This is a genomic window from Providencia sp. PROV268 (genome assembly GCF_028477805.1).
Classification (GTDB): domain Bacteria; phylum Pseudomonadota; class Gammaproteobacteria; order Enterobacterales; family Enterobacteriaceae; genus Providencia; species Providencia stuartii.
On the sequence record NZ_JAMPLW010000009.1, the window covers coordinates 111,416 to 127,443 of the forward strand.

The 16,028-nt window shown below is 40.4% G+C and carries 13 protein-coding genes; 10 read left to right on the forward strand and 3 right to left on the reverse strand.

The features are described 5' to 3' along the window. Window positions 1–55 precede the first annotated feature (55 nt). The 6 genes from proX to PR699_RS08450 all read left to right on the forward strand — a co-directional run bounded on the left by proX (window position 56) and on the right by PR699_RS08450 (window position 7,061). A complete protein-coding gene (gene proX / locus PR699_RS08425; RefSeq protein WP_014657704.1) occupies window positions 56–1,054 on the forward strand; it encodes a glycine betaine/L-proline ABC transporter substrate-binding protein ProX in 999 nt (332 codons plus the stop codon). Between the two features lie 157 nt (window positions 1,055–1,211). Continuing rightward, window positions 1,212–2,411, forward strand: a complete 1,200-nt coding sequence (locus PR699_RS08430; RefSeq protein ID WP_014657703.1) for an MFS transporter — start codon at window positions 1,212–1,214, stop codon at window positions 2,409–2,411. Window positions 2,412–3,067: 656 nt separating this feature from the next. Then, the gene (gene mprA / locus PR699_RS08435) at window positions 3,068–3,592 is read left to right on the forward strand and encodes a transcriptional repressor MprA (RefSeq protein WP_004917591.1); all 525 of its coding nucleotides are present in this window, start codon (window positions 3,068–3,070) and stop codon (window positions 3,590–3,592) included. A 218-nt stretch (window positions 3,593–3,810) separates the two neighbouring features. Further along, window positions 3,811–4,992, forward strand: a complete 1,182-nt coding sequence (emrA, locus tag PR699_RS08440; protein WP_004917588.1) for a multidrug efflux MFS transporter periplasmic adaptor subunit EmrA — start codon at window positions 3,811–3,813, stop codon at window positions 4,990–4,992. A 14-nt stretch (window positions 4,993–5,006) separates the two neighbouring features. Beyond that, window positions 5,007–6,542, forward strand: a complete 1,536-nt coding sequence (gene emrB, locus PR699_RS08445; protein WP_014657701.1) for a multidrug efflux MFS transporter permease subunit EmrB — start codon at window positions 5,007–5,009, stop codon at window positions 6,540–6,542. A gap of 90 nt (window positions 6,543–6,632) precedes the next feature. After that, on the forward strand, window positions 6,633–7,061 hold the full coding sequence (locus PR699_RS08450) for a hypothetical protein (protein ID WP_004917584.1): 429 nt from the start codon (window positions 6,633–6,635) through the stop codon (window positions 7,059–7,061). Here the strand turns inward: PR699_RS08450 and PR699_RS08455 are convergent. Further along, the gene (locus PR699_RS08455) at window positions 7,047–7,583 is read right to left on the reverse strand and encodes a hypothetical protein (protein ID WP_014657700.1); all 537 of its coding nucleotides are present in this window, start codon (window positions 7,581–7,583) and stop codon (window positions 7,047–7,049) included. The genes PR699_RS08450 and PR699_RS08455 overlap by 15 nt on opposite strands. Window positions 7,584–7,705: 122 nt before the next feature. Further along, the gene (locus PR699_RS08460; protein WP_004917580.1) at window positions 7,706–8,749 is read right to left on the reverse strand and encodes a tRNA/rRNA methyltransferase; all 1,044 of its coding nucleotides are present in this window, start codon (window positions 8,747–8,749) and stop codon (window positions 7,706–7,708) included. A gap of 180 nt (window positions 8,750–8,929) precedes the next feature. On the opposite strand from PR699_RS08460, the gene PR699_RS08465 reads away from it, so the two are divergent. The 4 genes from PR699_RS08465 (at window position 8,930) to PR699_RS08480 (ending at window position 14,439) form a co-directional block, all read left to right on the forward strand. Next, window positions 8,930–9,643, forward strand: a complete 714-nt coding sequence (locus tag PR699_RS08465; RefSeq protein WP_014657699.1) for a tRNA-uridine aminocarboxypropyltransferase — start codon at window positions 8,930–8,932, stop codon at window positions 9,641–9,643. Window positions 9,644–9,848: 205 nt separating this feature from the next. Next, window positions 9,849–12,494, forward strand: a complete 2,646-nt coding sequence (locus PR699_RS08470) for a bifunctional acetate--CoA ligase family protein/GNAT family N-acetyltransferase (RefSeq protein WP_014657698.1) — start codon at window positions 9,849–9,851, stop codon at window positions 12,492–12,494. A gap of 168 nt (window positions 12,495–12,662) precedes the next feature. After that, entirely contained in the window at window positions 12,663–14,018 is a 1,356-nt protein-coding gene (gene pssA / locus PR699_RS08475) for a CDP-diacylglycerol--serine O-phosphatidyltransferase (protein WP_004917572.1), read from the forward strand. Between the two features lie 73 nt (window positions 14,019–14,091). Continuing rightward, the gene (locus PR699_RS08480; protein WP_014657697.1) at window positions 14,092–14,439 is read left to right on the forward strand and encodes a YfiM family lipoprotein; all 348 of its coding nucleotides are present in this window, start codon (window positions 14,092–14,094) and stop codon (window positions 14,437–14,439) included. Window positions 14,440–14,473: 34 nt separating this feature from the next. On the opposite strand, the gene PR699_RS08485 is transcribed toward PR699_RS08480, so the two are convergent. After that, complete coding sequence (locus PR699_RS08485) at window positions 14,474–15,625, reverse strand: immunity 26/phosphotriesterase HocA family protein (RefSeq protein WP_014657696.1); 1,152 nt, start codon at window positions 15,623–15,625, stop codon at window positions 14,474–14,476. Window positions 15,626–16,028 lie beyond the last annotated feature (403 nt).

The following is a 16,028-nucleotide window of genomic DNA, read 5'->3' on the forward strand; positions in this document are numbered from 1 at the left end:
CAATCGGCTCTTCGCTTGCCAAGGCAAGCCAAAACGACAAACAGAGGTATCAATAATGAAAAAACCAATGATATTGGCAACTGCCCTGACAGCCTTACTTGCCGTTCCATTTGCTCATGCAGAAGATCTTCCCGGCAAAGGGGTAAAAATCACCCCGGTACAAAGTACCATCAGCGAAGAGACGTTCCAAACGCTGTTAGTGGCAAAAGCCCTTGAGAAACTCGGTTATGAAGTCGAGCCGATTAAAGAGGTCGACTACAATGTGGCTTATGCTTCCATTGCCAATGGGGATGCAACCTATTTGGCGGTAAGCTGGGTGCCATTACATGATGCACAATATAACGCGGCAGGGGGTGATAAGGTCTTTTACCGCCAAGGTGATTATGTCGTGAATGCGGCACAAGGTTATCTCATCGATAAGAAAACCGCCGAAAAATACAAAATCACCAATATTGATCAGCTAAAAGATCCAAAAATAGCCAAATTATTCGATACCGATGGTAATGGTAAAGCAGACCTAACGGGTTGTAACCCAGGCTGGGGCTGTGAAGCGGCGATTAACAACCATCTAAAAGCTTATGGTTTAGAAAAAACCGTTGAGCACAATCAAGGCAACTACGCCGCTATGATGGCAGACACCATCACTCGTTACAAAGAAGGTAAACCTATCCTGTACTACACATGGACGCCTTACTGGATCAGTGATGTGCTCAAACCAGGTCGTGATGTGGTTTGGTTAGAAGTACCGTTCTCATCAATGCCAAATGATGACAAAACCGACACCGCATTACCGAACGGTAAAAATTACGGCTTCCCACCAAACACAATGCATATCGTCGCCAATAAAAAATGGGCCGAAAAGAACCCTGCGGCAGCTAAGTTATTCGAGATCATGAAACTCCCTATTGCAGATATCAACGCACAAAACTTGAGAATGCATAATGGAGAAGCTTCGCAATCAGATATTCGCCGTCACACCGATGCGTGGATCAAAGCCCACCAATCCACTTTTGATGGTTGGGTAGAGCAAGCACGCAAAGCTGCTGAAAAATAATATCTGCCAGTGATGAGTCTTCTAAGCCACCTTTTTAGGTGGCTTTTTTGCACGCTTCCCAACTTATAGAAATATTTTATTAATAGATAAAATGTTCCCATTCATAACTCAAAATTGTTTTATAGTAGAGGCCTTATGAATGATGAGTAGATATTGAATGAATAAGGCACCACAAGCAGAACTCACTCCGGGTTTAGTCATATTAATGGCCATCGCAACAGGCCTCGTCGTTGCTAGTAACTACTACGCGCAACCCCTTCTAGACACTATCGCCACTCAATTTAACCTGACCACAAATATGGCGGGGTTTATTGTGACTGTCGCCCAATTAGGCTATGCAGTAGGTCTACTTTTTTTAGTTCCCCTAGGTGATATCTTTGAGCGTAAAGGCCTGATATTAACAATGACATCCTTGTCAGCTATCGGCTTACTTATCACCGCGCTCTCAAATAATATCTGGCAAATTCTTGTTGGAACGGCACTCACAGGGCTATTTTCAGTTGTTGCTCAAGTGCTCATCCCAATGGCAGCCTCGCTGGCAAAACCTCATCAAAGAGGGAAATCTGTCGGTATCATCATGAGTGGATTGCTATTAGGGATCTTACTTGCTAGAACAATTTCCGGCGCCGTCGCTATGGTAGGAGGATGGCGAACCATTTATTGGGTCGCTTTTACCCTACTTATTATCTTAATTATTGTGCTTGCGATTAAACTGCCTCGTTATCATCAAAAAGCAAACCTAAATTACTTCCAGTTGCTGTTTTCAATAGGTCGACTCTTTTTTGGAACCCCTGTGTTGGCCGTTCGTGCGCTATTGGGCGCCCTATCCTTCGCCAATTTCGCATTACTTTGGACTGCCATGGCTTTTCTACTTGCCAGCCCACCTTTTAGTTTTTCAGAAGGAACTATCGGCCTTTTTGGCTTAGTTGGTGCTGCCGGAGCATTCATGGCTTCCCAAGCCGGTCATCTCGTCGATAAAGGTAAAGGAAAACGAGTGACAACCATTGGCTTAATTTTATTGCTTCTGTCATGGATCCCAATTGGATTTGCAAAGGATTCACTGATTGCTTTTATTATTGGCGTCTTAATACTTGACCTGGCTATTCAAGCTGTCCATGTCACTAACCAAAGTACTCTATACCGTATTTTACCTGATGCGCGTAATCGTATTACCGCAGGCTATATGACGAGCTATTTTATTGGTGGTGCACTTGGCTCTTTATTATCTGGCTATGCTTACGAAAAAGCAGGTTGGGAAGGCGTTGCTATCGCTGGCGGCATATTATGTGTGATCAGTTTGATTATTTGGGCAATAGGTATTCGCTTTGACCCCACCATATACCCATCCGATGAATAAAACATACTCGCAAGGAGTGTCTTTTTTTAGGCACTCTTTATAAACCCTGCCATAAATCTATCAGAAAATATAATGCATCGGTAAAAATACTTAATTTATACTTAATATCTCATTCTCCGCTTCCTCTCTTTATAATCACAAATTTTTGCCAATGATTTTATTTTGCAATAATTACATAGGCAAAAATCATCAAATGACACAGTTAAACAAAAAATATACCTTTCTATAAAGTTATAATGTAATTTATATAAATTACTATTTCTTGTAGTTATTGTAATCAATATGTTAGTTGTCACCTAACAATACTAAGTAACAGAGGAAAGGTTTACAAATGTCATGAAATCATGACAGTAAGGAGAGTGCAGCAGTATAATTACGTGATTTTATTTTGTTTTACTCGGTTATTATCATGATGAAAAATAAAGCAAAATGATGATTTTATTATACGTAAATAATTTAAAAGGCAGAAGAGTATAATTAAGCTATACTAAATTTAGCAAATTACATTCATAAAATTTATGAATTATGTATCATTATCAAAATAAATTTGATGGTATCAATTAACTACAATTGCTAATTTTAGCTTTTGATATACCATTTAGATGGTTGATGACAGTTGTAATCTTACCAACTGAAACTAATAAGGTATCTAAATAATGGAAAGTTCATTTACTCCGACTGAAGAGTTACTTAATGCTCGCGTCGCACAGCAAAGTTCACACAGCAATCCCATTCCCTATCAGGAGATCCTCCTAACACGCCTTTGTATGCATGTTCATGGCAAGCTCCTTGAGTCTCGTAATAATATGCTCAAAGCTCAAGGGATTAATGAAACACTGTTTATGGCGTTAATGATCCTAGATACAAAAGATTCCCGCAGTATTCAACCTTCTGAGCTAAGCGCTGCTTTGGGATCCTCACGCACTAATGCAACCCGTATTGCCGATGAACTGGAAAAAAATGGTTGGATTGAACGTAAAGAAAGTCACAATGACCGTCGTTGTTTGCATCTTCACCTAACTGAAAAAGGCTCTGAATTTTTAGCAGGGTTATTGCCTCCTCAGCATGCAGCCTTAAAAGATATTTGGTCAGTATTAGATGCTGAAGAACAACAACAACTGAATAAGTTGATGCGTAAGTTGCTAATAAAGCTAGATACTGTTAAAGATTATAGTAAATAATTAACCATTGTATTTTTGTGGGTAATGTATTTGAGGCATTTATAAGCAAAAAGGCGAAAAAAGACTTTTCTGTCTGAAAGATTTCGTTATCCTTTCTAACTTGTGCTTACGATATCCCATCAAGCAAATATTTCAATTGTTGTCTTAGTTTCCAGTGGTTAATGTTAACTGCTGGGAACATTCGTGATCTAAAATGCCGATGAGCGGAGAAACACCCAATGAGTGCCCATGAGGAAATGCAACCAACCCAAAATCCACAACCAAATAAAAAAAGAAAACGCAGAAATGCTTTAATGTTTCTCACATTCCTTTTTATTGCTATTGGCGTTGGCTGGGCAATATACTGGTTCCTTGTTTTACGCCATTATGAAACGACTGATAACGCTTACGTTGCAGGTAACCAAGTTCAAATTCAATCTCAAATTTCTGGCAGTGTTATGACGGTGAATGTCGATAACACCGATTTCGTCAAAAGCGGTACAGTATTAGTAGAGCTTGACCCTCGAGATGCTCAACTTGCATTAGAAAAAGCCAAAACCACTTTAGCAAACAGCGTTCGTCAAACCCACCAGCAGATAGTGAATAGCCGCCAATATCAAGCGAATATTGATATGAAGCGCTCTGAGCTAATTAGTCTACAAAACGATTTAAAACGCCGTGAAGTCCTTGGCAGCAGTAACCTAATCGGGAAAGAAGAACTGCAACACGCTCGCGAAGCCGTTGTCAGCGCTAAAGCAGCGCTCGAAGTGGCTATTGAGCAACTCAATGCAAACAAAGCGATCATTCTAGATACTCCTCTCGAAAAACAGCCGGCTGTCGAAGCTGCCGCAACAGAAGTTAGGAACACATGGTTAGCATTGCAGAGAACTAAAATTGTCAGCCCTGTGGATGGTTATGTCTCACGCCGTAGCGTACAAGTCGGCTCACAAATTACGACTTCAACACCGTTGATGGCTATCGTTCCTTCTGAAGGTATGTGGATTGATGCCAATTTCAAAGAAACCCAACTTGCCGATATGCGCATTGGACAGCCCGTTAAAGTAACGACTGATTTTTATGGTAAAAATATTGTCTTCAATGGCACCGTAGCAGGGTTAGATATGGGAACAGGTAGCGCATTTTCATTACTGCCTGCTCAAAACGCTACAGGGAATTGGATCAAAGTAGTTCAACGTTTACCCGTCCGTATCGTATTAGACCCGGCCCAATTGGAGCAATATCCATTACGTATTGGCTTATCGACAGAAGTGACGGTAGACACGCTTAATAAAGATGGCAAAGTGCTATCAAAAGGTATGCGTGAAGCGCCTGCATATCACACCTCTGCACTTGCCATAGATATGTCTCCTGCAGACAAAATAGTTACTGAGATTATTAACAATAACTCAGGCAACAAATAATCCGAGGTGTAATTGTGACAAATACACCGTTAACAGGATCAAAACTCGCGTGGATGACCATTGCTCTGTCATTGGCCACATTTATGCAAGTACTTGATTCAACAATTGCTAACGTTGCCATTCCAACGATTGCAGGTAATCTTGGCGCCTCTAACTCGCAGGGAACGTGGGTAATTACCTCTTTTGGTGTGGCAAATGCGATTTCAATTCCTATTACTGGATGGTTAGCCCGCAGGATTGGTGAAGTTAGGCTATTTTTATGGTCGACAGGCCTATTTGCACTAACTTCATGGTTATGTGGTATCTCTGGCAGCCTTGAAATGCTGATTTTATTCCGTGTGTTACAAGGGCTGGTTGCGGGGCCATTAATTCCCCTATCCCAAAGTTTATTGCTCAATAACTACCCCCCTGCCAAACGGAATATGGCCTTGGCGCTTTGGTCAATGACCATCATTATCGCGCCAATTTGTGGGCCAATATTGGGTGGCTACATCAGTGATAATTATCATTGGGGTTGGATATTCTTTATCAACGTTCCATTTAGTATCGCAATTATCTTTGCCATTATGCAGACACTAAAAGGGCGTGAAACCAAAATTTCTATTCAACCCATTGATACTATCGGGCTAGTACTGCTAGTTATCGGTATTGGTGCCCTGCAAATCATGCTAGACCAAGGGAAAGAGCTAGATTGGTTTAATTCCACTGAAATTATTGTGCTGACCGTCATTGCTGTTGTTGCGATATCGTTCTTAATTGTTTGGGAACTCACTGACGATCACCCTGTCATTGATCTTTCGTTATTTAAGGAGCGCAACTTCACCATCGGTTGTTTATCGCTAAGTCTTGCATATATGCTCTACTTCGGAACAATCGTACTACTTCCCCAACTCCTACAGGAAGTTTATGGTTATACAGCAACCTGGGCGGGTCTTGCTTCCGCCCCAGTAGGCTTATTGCCCTTGTTGATCACACCAATTATTGGACGTTTCGGTAATCGCATTGATATGCGTTATATCGTAACCTTTAGCTTTATTGTTTATGCTGTTTGTTACTATTGGCGTGCTTATACATTTGAGCCGGATATGGGATTTGCCGCCGCGGCATGGCCACAATTTGTGCAGGGGCTAGCGATTGCCTGTTTCTTTATGCCATTGACGACCATTACTTTATCAGGGCTTCCTCCTGAAAAAATGGCCTCAGCATCAAGTTTATCTAACTTCACACGGACATTAGCGGGTGCGATTGGTACATCCATTACAACCACAATGTGGACACAACGCGAAGCGATGCACCATGAGAATCTGACGGAGTTTATTAACCCGTACAATCCAAATTCTCAACATATGTACAGTGAATTAGCCCAAATTGGTATGAATGAGCAGCAAAGTGCCGCCTATTTAGCGAAAACCATTACCGACCAAGGGCTGATCTTATCTGCAAATGAAATTTTCTGGTTATCTGCTGGGATCTTTATTTTGCTCATGGTCATTGTTTGGTTCGCCAAACCACCTTTTGGCGCAGGCTCTAAAGGTGGCGGAGCACACTAAACTCTAATTAATAAGGTCTCATAGATTCAATATGAGACCTTATTTTATTCACCAACATGACAGTATTTATACACTATAACGAGGAAAAAAATGTTGAAATCATGGATTGAAAATAGCGAGTTACTTGCCCTAATTAACTCAATCAGCGAAGGAGAAGCAGAGCAATATCGCCGTAAACTTATTACCTATGTTAATCGCTATCAAGAAGAACATTCCTTTGATATTCTTGAAGATGTTTTCACTTATATGCAGCTAAAACTTGAAGAAGATGATCTCGATTTTACTACTTTACCCCAACAAATTAGCGACGCCATTCAGGTAGGCTACTATGAATATTGTCTAAGTTTAAATGAGATTTCAGCTGCTTATAAAATTATCAGCAAGCCCACGCCCCTCACGCGTTTAGATATCAAATCTTTTATCAATCATATATTGGAAGCATTTTCCTGCAATTACCCTAAAGAAGAGTTTTTAGACCGTGAACTAAATTATCTCACTGAATTATTAAGCGAGTTCTAAATTCACAATTTCATGCTCTATACCTTGCGTATCAATCACAGAAAGTGCAAAGGCATCAAAACCGTCACATTTGACTTGCTCCCATGGCATACTCAGCCCATTCAATAGCATAACATTTCCCATTGCATCAAACTCATAGCTCTCTTTTTCATCTTCATAATCAATATTATAAAAAAAGGAGAGCTTCAAAATCGCAGGGGGAAAGTCATATTTTATTGGTGATAACTGCTCAAGAGGCTCATCATAAGGTTGATCACAAAACATCGCATCATACCCATGAATTGTGCCATCAAACAGCAAGAATGTTTGACCTGATACAGAGTGTTTAGCAATTATTATTAGGGGATGACTATCAGTTTCCATGATATAAGGCTGTGCTTCCTCATCGACAGAAACCACCTCACCCGTGAACCAAATTTCAAACGTATCCTCTGTCGATTGTGAGCCAAAATAAACCTCGGTCAATTCTCCGTTACCCTGTATTGAGCGGAAATCATGGGTTAAGTACGACGGAATTTTCATTCCTATCTCTCCATCAAATAATATTGTACGCACATTGCTTAGAGCCTAATAATAAAAAAACTGCATATTAATTGGCGATAATTTAACCTTTCATATGCAGTTTTATTTATTAATTAAAATAACTAGTTAGCTTTATTCTGTTGCCACCATTGTGCCAACATAATCCCCGTCGCAACGGAAACATTGAGGCTCTCAACTTTACCTGTACCACCAATATACAGGCTCATATCCCCCTCGTTCCATACGCTGTCGCTCAAGCCATCACGCTCTTGGCCTAAGACTAACACCATTTTTGCAGGCAACTTAGCCTTCGAAATATCTTGGCTACCTTTATGGCTTGATGTCGTTACAATCGTATAACCAGCTTGGCGGAATTGGCTTAACGTGTTACTCAGACCATCAGCATCAATCGCTTTGATATGTTCAGCGCCACCTTCAGCCGTTCGAATCGCAGCACCAGACTCCACAACGCCTGCATCTTGTAAAATCACACCTTGCACGCCAAAGTGCGCACAACTACGCATGATGCCACCTAAGTTATGTGGATTACCGACATCTTCTAACGCCAAAACACAATCTGTTGCGGGTGCTTGTTGCAGATAAGTTTCCACACTCATACCACCGCGTTTTTTAATCAGAAAACAGACGCCGCCGTGGTGCTCTGTTCCAGATGCTTTCGTTAATTCTTCATCATCAACCACATGGTATGCTTTACGGTTAGCAGCCATCCACTTTAGCGCATCACGAAAACGTGGTGTGACTGATTGTAGGAACCATGCACGAACAATCGCTTCTGGGCGATTTTTAAACATCGCCTGACACGCATTTTCACCATAAATACGCGTTTCTTCTAAACGCTGTTTACGCAATTGCTCAGGGTCAATCTGGCTTTTACCGGCAATCCCACCATGATCATGGATTAACTCATCACTATTTGGCTTCGATACGGTGCGCCAAGCGGAGTGCTCACGAGGTGGTTGGCTTTTTCTATCATCAAAACGACCTGAACGCTCATTGCGACGTCCGCCGCCACCTCTTCTATCATTCGTGCGCTTATTATCTTGTTGACGCTTGCCTTTGCTATGACCAGCATCTTGGCCTTCGCTACGGACATACATCACTTTTACTTTACCATTCTTACCATTAAAATCATTCGAGTCGTTCATTGCTATCCCCTACAAAGCTATGGCGCGAAGGTTACATGATGTTGCCGAGCTACGCCACTGATTCACGCTATTATTGCATCTAAAAGATGCCGAATATACTTCTATCGTCATTTAACGGATTTACGTACAATACGCGCTTTGTTTTATCAAAACCGTACAATATCAAAAGCTGCACCCAACATGACTAAAAATGCCGTTTATACATTACGCCAAGAACGCCTGACCGCCTCAACGAAACCCTTTAAAGCACGAGGGTGTCGCGTTAAACGCTGTCATTATTGCCTACTTCCCGTTCCACAATGCCTGTGCCAAGAAATTGTTCCGGTCCACGCTAAGAGCCAATTCTGTTTAATCATGTATGAGGGAGAGGTCTTTAAACCAAGTAATACAGGAAAACTGATCGCAGATATTTTACCGAATACGCTGGCTTTCCAGTGGTCAAGAACCGATCCAGACCCACAACTCCTTGCTGCGATTCAAGACCCAACACGGCAGCCTTATATTATTTTCCCTGAAAGTTATGCTCAAAGTGGAAGAACGGTAGTCAACCAGCCAACCGTTTCAGATAAACCTGCATTATTTATTTTATTAGACGGTACATGGCCAGAAGCCCGCAAAATGTTCCGTAAAAGCCCTTATCTTGACCAGATCCCTGTATTATCAATCAATACAAAAGCACGAACAGATTATTTATTGCGTACCCCTTCAAAAGAGGATCAACACTGCACAGCAGAAGTTGCAGCAACACTCCTTGAGCTAGCAGGAGATACTTCCGCTTCTAAACAGCTCTTCAACCATTTTAACCTATTTAGAGACAAATACTTGGAAGGCAAGCCGCATCATCCACTCGCACAAATGCGCCAAGCAGAAAAGCAGCTAACTCAAAGTGAGTAGAAAAAATAAGCGATTGTTTATCTACAAAGATGAACGTCATGCAACTTTAGGATAGTTAGCAGTTTAAAACGTGAACATCATTAGATAATTCCATTAAATAAACAGGATAAACTAGCACTAATTATCAGATACGGCATAGTATTACTTGGCTTCTCAATATTCTTTGAACGGTGTTTTCGCTCACTAAAGCAAAAGGTTATCTGCCATGGGTTTACTGAGTCAGTTAGAATCGTTATTTAGACCAAAATCGATCGCTGTGATTGGTGCTTCTGAAAATCCGAATCGTGCAGGTTCGGTAATGATGAAAAACTTATTAACTAATGGTTTTAAGGGGCCTATTCTCCCTGTCAACCCTAACCGAAGCTCTATTCTTGGCGTGCTGGCTTACCCATCCATCGATAAGTTGCCTTTAAAACCAGATCTTGCGGTCATCTGTACTCACCATTCGAAAAACCCTGAATGTTTAAAACAGCTCGGTGAATATGGCTGTAATGTGGTTATTATTTTATCATCTCCTTCAATTCAATTCGCTGAACTCAAGAAAATCGCCCAGCAATATCAAATAAGGCTACTCGGTCCAAATAGCCTCGGTATACTGGCTCCATGGCAAGGGCTTAATGCGAGTTTTTCACCGATCCCAATCCTAAAAGGGAAATTAGCCTTTATCTCTCAATCCGCTGCCGTTTCTAATACCGTACTGGATTGGGCGCGTCACCGAGATATTGGCTTTTCTTACTTTATCGCCTTGGGTGATAGCATTGATATCGATATTGATGATTTACTGGATTATCTGGCTCGCGACAGTAAAACGAGTGCTATTTTGCTCTATCTTGAAAATATTAGCGATGCACGTCGTTTTCTTTCCGCCTCACGTAGCGCATCACGGAATAAGCCAATTCTAGTAATAAAAAGCGGTCGTACCCGAAAAGCTCAACAACTACTCGGTGAAAAACCAAGTCTTGATGCGGCATACGATGCTGCCATCCAGCGTGCAGGGCTGCTTCGAGTACAAGATACTCATGAAATGTTTTCTGCGGTTGAAACCCTAAGCTATATGACGCCTCTACGAGGGGAGCGCCTATCCATCATTAGTAATGGCGCCGCCCCTGCGGCGATGGCTTTAGATGAGCTACTGCAACGAAACGGTAAGCTCGCTACCTTAAGTCAAGAAACAGAAAATGAACTTAGTTCACTCCTTCCCCTTGACCTCTCAACCCAAAATCCTATCGACCTAGGTGATGATGCCACCGTTGATCGCTATATTAACGTATTGAACAAAATGCTCGATAGCCATGACCATGATGCACTGTTATTGATCTATACACCTAGCGCCATAACAGAAAGCAAGACAATGGCAGAAAAAGTCATCAAAACCATTAAGCAGCATCCAAGAGGTAAGTGGTTAACCATACTAACTAACTGGTGTGGCGAATACTCATCACAAACCTCACGTCGGCTCTTTAGTGAAGCAGGGATACCAACATATCGTACACCTGAAGGCGCGATAACCGCATACATGCATATGGTCGAGTACCGACGCAACCAAAAACAGTTAAAAGAAACGCCAGCGCTTCCAATTGGTATCACAGCCAACACTCAGCAAGCACATGAATATATTCAACAGGCTCTACAAAATAACAACTTACACTTAGACACACATGAAGTTCAGCCTATTTTACAGGCTTATGGTTTAAACAGCCTACCGACTTGGATAGCTCATTCTAGTGATGAGGCAATTGAAATTGCAGAGAAAATTGGCTACCCCGTCGCATTAAAATTACGTTCACCAGATATTGTGCATAAATCAGAAGTACAAGGGGTAATGCTCTACTTACGTAATGCTAAAGAAGTGGGAGATGCTGCTAAAGCCATTATGGAGCGTGTATCCACCAATTTCCCCAATGCACGTATCGAAGGTTTACTGGTGCAAAGTATGGCGAACCGTGCTGGCGCCCAAGAGTTGCGTATTGCCGTTGAACTTGATCCCGTCTTCGGCCCATTAATTATGCTAGGGGAAGGCGGTATTGAATGGCAACAAGAGAGCCAAGCTGCGGTCGCTTTACCACCATTGAATTTGGCCCTAGCGCGATACCTAGTTATTCAAGCCATTAAAGGCTATAAAATCAAAGCGCGCAGTGCACTGGCACCACTCAATATCCCAGGGCTGGCGAGTTTGCTGGTGAGGGTTTCAAACCTAATTATTGATTGCCCAAATATTGCACGACTAGATATTCATCCGTTACTCGCCTCTGGAGATGAATTCACTTTACTTGATGTCTCAATGACATTAATTCCAGAGCAAGAGAACCAAAAATCAAGGTTAGCGATCCGCCCTTATCCAAGCGAACTAGAAGAAACTATCTCACTCAAAGATGATCTCACTTGTTTGCTAAGACCAATATTGCCGGAAGATGAACCACTATTAAAATCATTTATTGAGCAAGTGACTAAAGAGGATCTTTATTATCGTTATTTTAGTGAAATCAGTGAGTTTACGCATGATGATCTCGCCAATATGACGCAAATTGATTATGACCGCGAAATGGCATTCGTGGCTGTTAGGGATCCTGATTCAAACCCTGAAATTATAGGGGTGACTCGCGCAATGGCAGATCCTGATAACCAAGAGGCAGAATTTGCGGTTCTCGTCAGATCGGATATGAAAGGGCTAACTCTTGGCTATCAATTAATGACTAAATTACTGAGCTATACCCGTTCACATGGTATAAAAAAATTGACAGCAATCACGATGCCCGAAAACCGTAATATGATCAGCCTAGCGAAAAAGTTAGGTTTCGAGATTGACGTTCAATTTGAAGATGGGGTTGTAAACTTAACATTACATTTATAACCCGATAGCCTAAATAAACCTGTACAACAATTAAACAGGTTTTTAATTTATTCTAAATGGTTTGGCTAAGTATGCTATCATCGACAGATCATTCGCTTACCAATACCTGAGAGTATATTTATACAAGCGATTTGCTATTAGACTAATTAAGAGAAAATTTACACTGTGATGTTGTCAAAATTAAAACAAGCAAAACATCAACAATATTTAGCGAGTTTACCTAAACTGGCTCAGTCTATTGCTGATGTTAAAACGCTATATAAGACAGAAGATTTTCGTGATGCTCTACTTGAACAAATATCTATTGCTCAACATTGCATCTACATCACTGCGTTATATTTAGAGCAAGATGATGCAGGTAAAGATATTCTTCATGCACTGTATGCCGCTAAGCAAGCGAATCCATCATTAGAGATTAAAATACTTGTTGATTGGCACCGTGCGCAACGAGGAAGAATTGGTGCAGCCGCTAATTCAACGAATGCAGACTGGTACTATGATGTTTCGCAACAATACCCGGACATTGATATCCCTATTTATGGTATTCCTGTGAATACACGGGAAGCCTTAGGTGTCTTGCATCTAAAAGGTTTTATCTTTGATGATACTTTATTGTACAGTGGCGCTAGTATTAATGATGTCTATCTACAGCGCCATGAAAGATATCGCTACGACCGGTATCAGCTGATCAAAAATAAGGCATTAACGACATCAATGAAGACTTATATTGATGATGCCTTACTAAAATCGGATGCGATTCAGCTATTGAATAAGGCAAACAGACCCAAAACCGCCGAATTCAAAAATATCATCAAACAATTCCGTCTTTCACTTAGAGGAAGCTCATATCAATTTAAGGGTAATGCAACTAATGGTGAATTAGCCGTCACGCCTCTAGTTGGTTTAGGCAAAAAAAATGACCTAAACCGAACAATTACCCATCTAATGAGTTCAACACAAAATAAACTCACAATCTGTACCCCTTATTTCAATCTTCCAGCCGTATTAGTTAGGATTATTAGCCGACTATTACGTGAAGGTAAGCAGGTGGAAATTATTATTGGTGATAAAACTGCTAATGATTTCTATATTCCCCCTGAAGAGCCATTTAAAATTATTGGGGCTTTGCCGTACCTCTATGAGATTAATCTACGGCGGTTTGTTAGCCGCTTACAAAAATTTGTTGATAGTAAGCAATTAACAATTCGTCTGTGGAAAGATGGTGATAATACTTATCACTTAAAAGGGATGTGGGTTGATAGCCAATGGCAACTTATTACAGGCAATAATCTTAACCCACGAGCGTGGGGATTGGATCTTGAAAATGCGGTTTTAATTCACGACCCAAATCAAGAGATGCAAGAGCAGCGTCAGCATGAACTTGACTGTATTCGCACTCATACAAAAATTGTGAGTCATTATCGTGAATTAGATAGTATCCAAACCTATCCAATCAAAGTGAAAAAACTCATTCGCCGCTTAAGACGAATTAGAGTAGACCGCTTAATCAGTCGTATTTTGTAATTTATCCGTATCTTGTATCTATAAAAAGCGCCACGACTGTGGTGCTTTTTATATTAGACCCGTTGATAAACAAATGAATCTGCTAAAAACATTATTATCTTATTTACTTATTGGCTTAATTTTTACGATAACAGGCTGTTCAGGGGCCCACTGGGCAAATGATAATTGGCAAGGTAAGGATAAGGCACAGCATTTTGCTTTTTCAGCCGCAATGGCGATGGCCGGCAATGCTTATGCTGATAGGCAAAATTGGCAACATCGAGATGCTGCGCAATTTGGCGTTTTATTTTCCATTACCCTAGGAGCGGCAAAAGAGCTGTATGACAGTCGACCTAATGGTACGGGATGGAGCTGGCATGACTTTGCTTATGATGTCGCTGGAGCCGTTGCTGGGTATAGTTTATATCAAAGTTTAAAATAAGAACCAGTAATGATTTAGCAAATTTATTTGCTCCCTACTTTTTATTCGCATATAGCGCGTATTCTTCACGAGTCATACCGCCGAATTGCCGATTAAAATCATCAAATGTTATATCTTCAGATATACCAAAATGAGCAAAAGCCAGTTTTTCCAACGGTGTTTTACGACTTTCTACTGTTTTTATTTCTGAAAAACTGACACCAAAATTAACACCATGTCTCAACAATTCCATATCTTGAATACCACTAGGTAGCATTGATGCGTGTTCATTTGGATGGCTTTTTATTCCAACTCCCCAACATAATCGAGTAAAAGAGTCATTAGATAGTGATCTTCCCGCTTGAATGGGAAAATCAATATCATCGGCAGTTAAAAGTTTATTTCCAATAATCTCGTATACACCTCTCATAACATGGTCATCCATCATGAAAAATGAATCCGATAAGCTGTGCTGTATAATTTCTTCAATAGGCATATTTTTTTCTTGGCTTTTGAACTGATACGTTCGAACAATTAAGGGAACCGTCATGAGATCATTCCAAATATGCTCTTGCTTCAGCACGCCTGCTTTTTTTATCTTAGTGATCTGACCTATAATCAGAGCAAATCCATAATATTCTAGGTCTATTTCATAACAAAAAATATCGCCATTCTTATATTTAACATTTTTTCGTGGGGCATTTTTCATACGTTCCACTTTAGAGAAATAACGTTCATCTCTTGAAGACACAAATGTGGCTAACCATTGGCGAAACGCATCAACAGTTCCAATTTGCTGAGGAAATGGAATAGGTAAACGAAGGCTATTTTGGCTATTCGTCACATTTAACGTCGCACCAATTCCTGAAGTGCTTAAAGTTAAACTAAAACGACAACCCGTACTTTTCATTCCATTAATCGATGTATAATTTAATTTTTTCTCTTTGCCTTTTGCTGTTCTAGGCAAAACAAACTCTCTATTTCTCGTTTTAATCAAATTATCTTCTTCAATATATAGGGTATTGATAAAACCCTCACCACTATGCTCATAGTTATAGATAATTTTACAGATAGCATCACCATCAAAATAAACAACCATCCCTTTTTTGATTTCAACTCTATCCCATTTAGCGGATATCAATTCCAAGCCAAAAAGCTCTCTTTCATCATTGGTGAGGATGATATTTTCCATGTATTGACTACCCATAACCTATACCTCTATAAATCTGAATATTTGAACTGTAAAAATACCTAAAATGTAGGTAATCAACATCATCCATTCCCTCTATCAATACCAGAAAGTTTTTTTATTTTTGCTAGTTATTTACCTATAAGTAGATAAAATTGATATCGAGTACTCTGTATGATAAAGCGATCTAAACCATTATGTTATTTAGATACAGATTGCTATCCATAAAAAATAAATACCAGTCATTCCATATAAAATGGTATCAAACATTAAAATAATGTCTAATGGTGAGTCATTCCTTTATCTCTACTCAATATATTTGCTACCAATATGCAGTTCGCTGGCACAGGATTGGTGAGAAAGAGCCATCAATGGGGTTAGTGGTGACAGTGGAGGTAAAAGGATTACAGTATGACGTGCT

Bases quoted from the DNA above. Each gene is read 5' to 3' on its own strand.
- proX (WP_014657704.1), top strand. From the start codon at position 56: ATGAAAAAACCAATGATATTGGCAACTGCCCTGACAGCCTTACTTGCC.
- PR699_RS08430 (WP_014657703.1), top strand. From the start codon at position 1,212: ATGAATAAGGCACCACAAGCAGAACTCACTCCGGGTTTAGTCATATTA.
- mprA (WP_004917591.1), top strand. From the start codon at position 3,068: ATGGAAAGTTCATTTACTCCGACTGAAGAGTTACTTAATGCTCGCGTC.
- emrA (WP_004917588.1), top strand. From the start codon at position 3,811: ATGAGTGCCCATGAGGAAATGCAACCAACCCAAAATCCACAACCAAAT.
- PR699_RS08450 (WP_004917584.1), top strand. From the start codon at position 6,633: ATGTTGAAATCATGGATTGAAAATAGCGAGTTACTTGCCCTAATTAAC.
- PR699_RS08455 (WP_014657700.1), bottom strand. From the start codon at position 7,583: ATGAAAATTCCGTCGTACTTAACCCATGATTTCCGCTCAATACAGGGT.
- PR699_RS08460 (WP_004917580.1), bottom strand. From the start codon at position 8,749: ATGAACGACTCGAATGATTTTAATGGTAAGAATGGTAAAGTAAAAGTG.
- PR699_RS08465 (WP_014657699.1), top strand. From the start codon at position 8,930: ATGACTAAAAATGCCGTTTATACATTACGCCAAGAACGCCTGACCGCC.
- PR699_RS08470 (WP_014657698.1), top strand. From the start codon at position 9,849: ATGGGTTTACTGAGTCAGTTAGAATCGTTATTTAGACCAAAATCGATC.
- pssA (WP_004917572.1), top strand. From the start codon at position 12,663: ATGTTGTCAAAATTAAAACAAGCAAAACATCAACAATATTTAGCGAGT.
- PR699_RS08480 (WP_014657697.1), top strand. From the start codon at position 14,092: ATGAATCTGCTAAAAACATTATTATCTTATTTACTTATTGGCTTAATT.
- PR699_RS08485 (WP_014657696.1), bottom strand. From the start codon at position 15,625: ATGGGTAGTCAATACATGGAAAATATCATCCTCACCAATGATGAAAGA.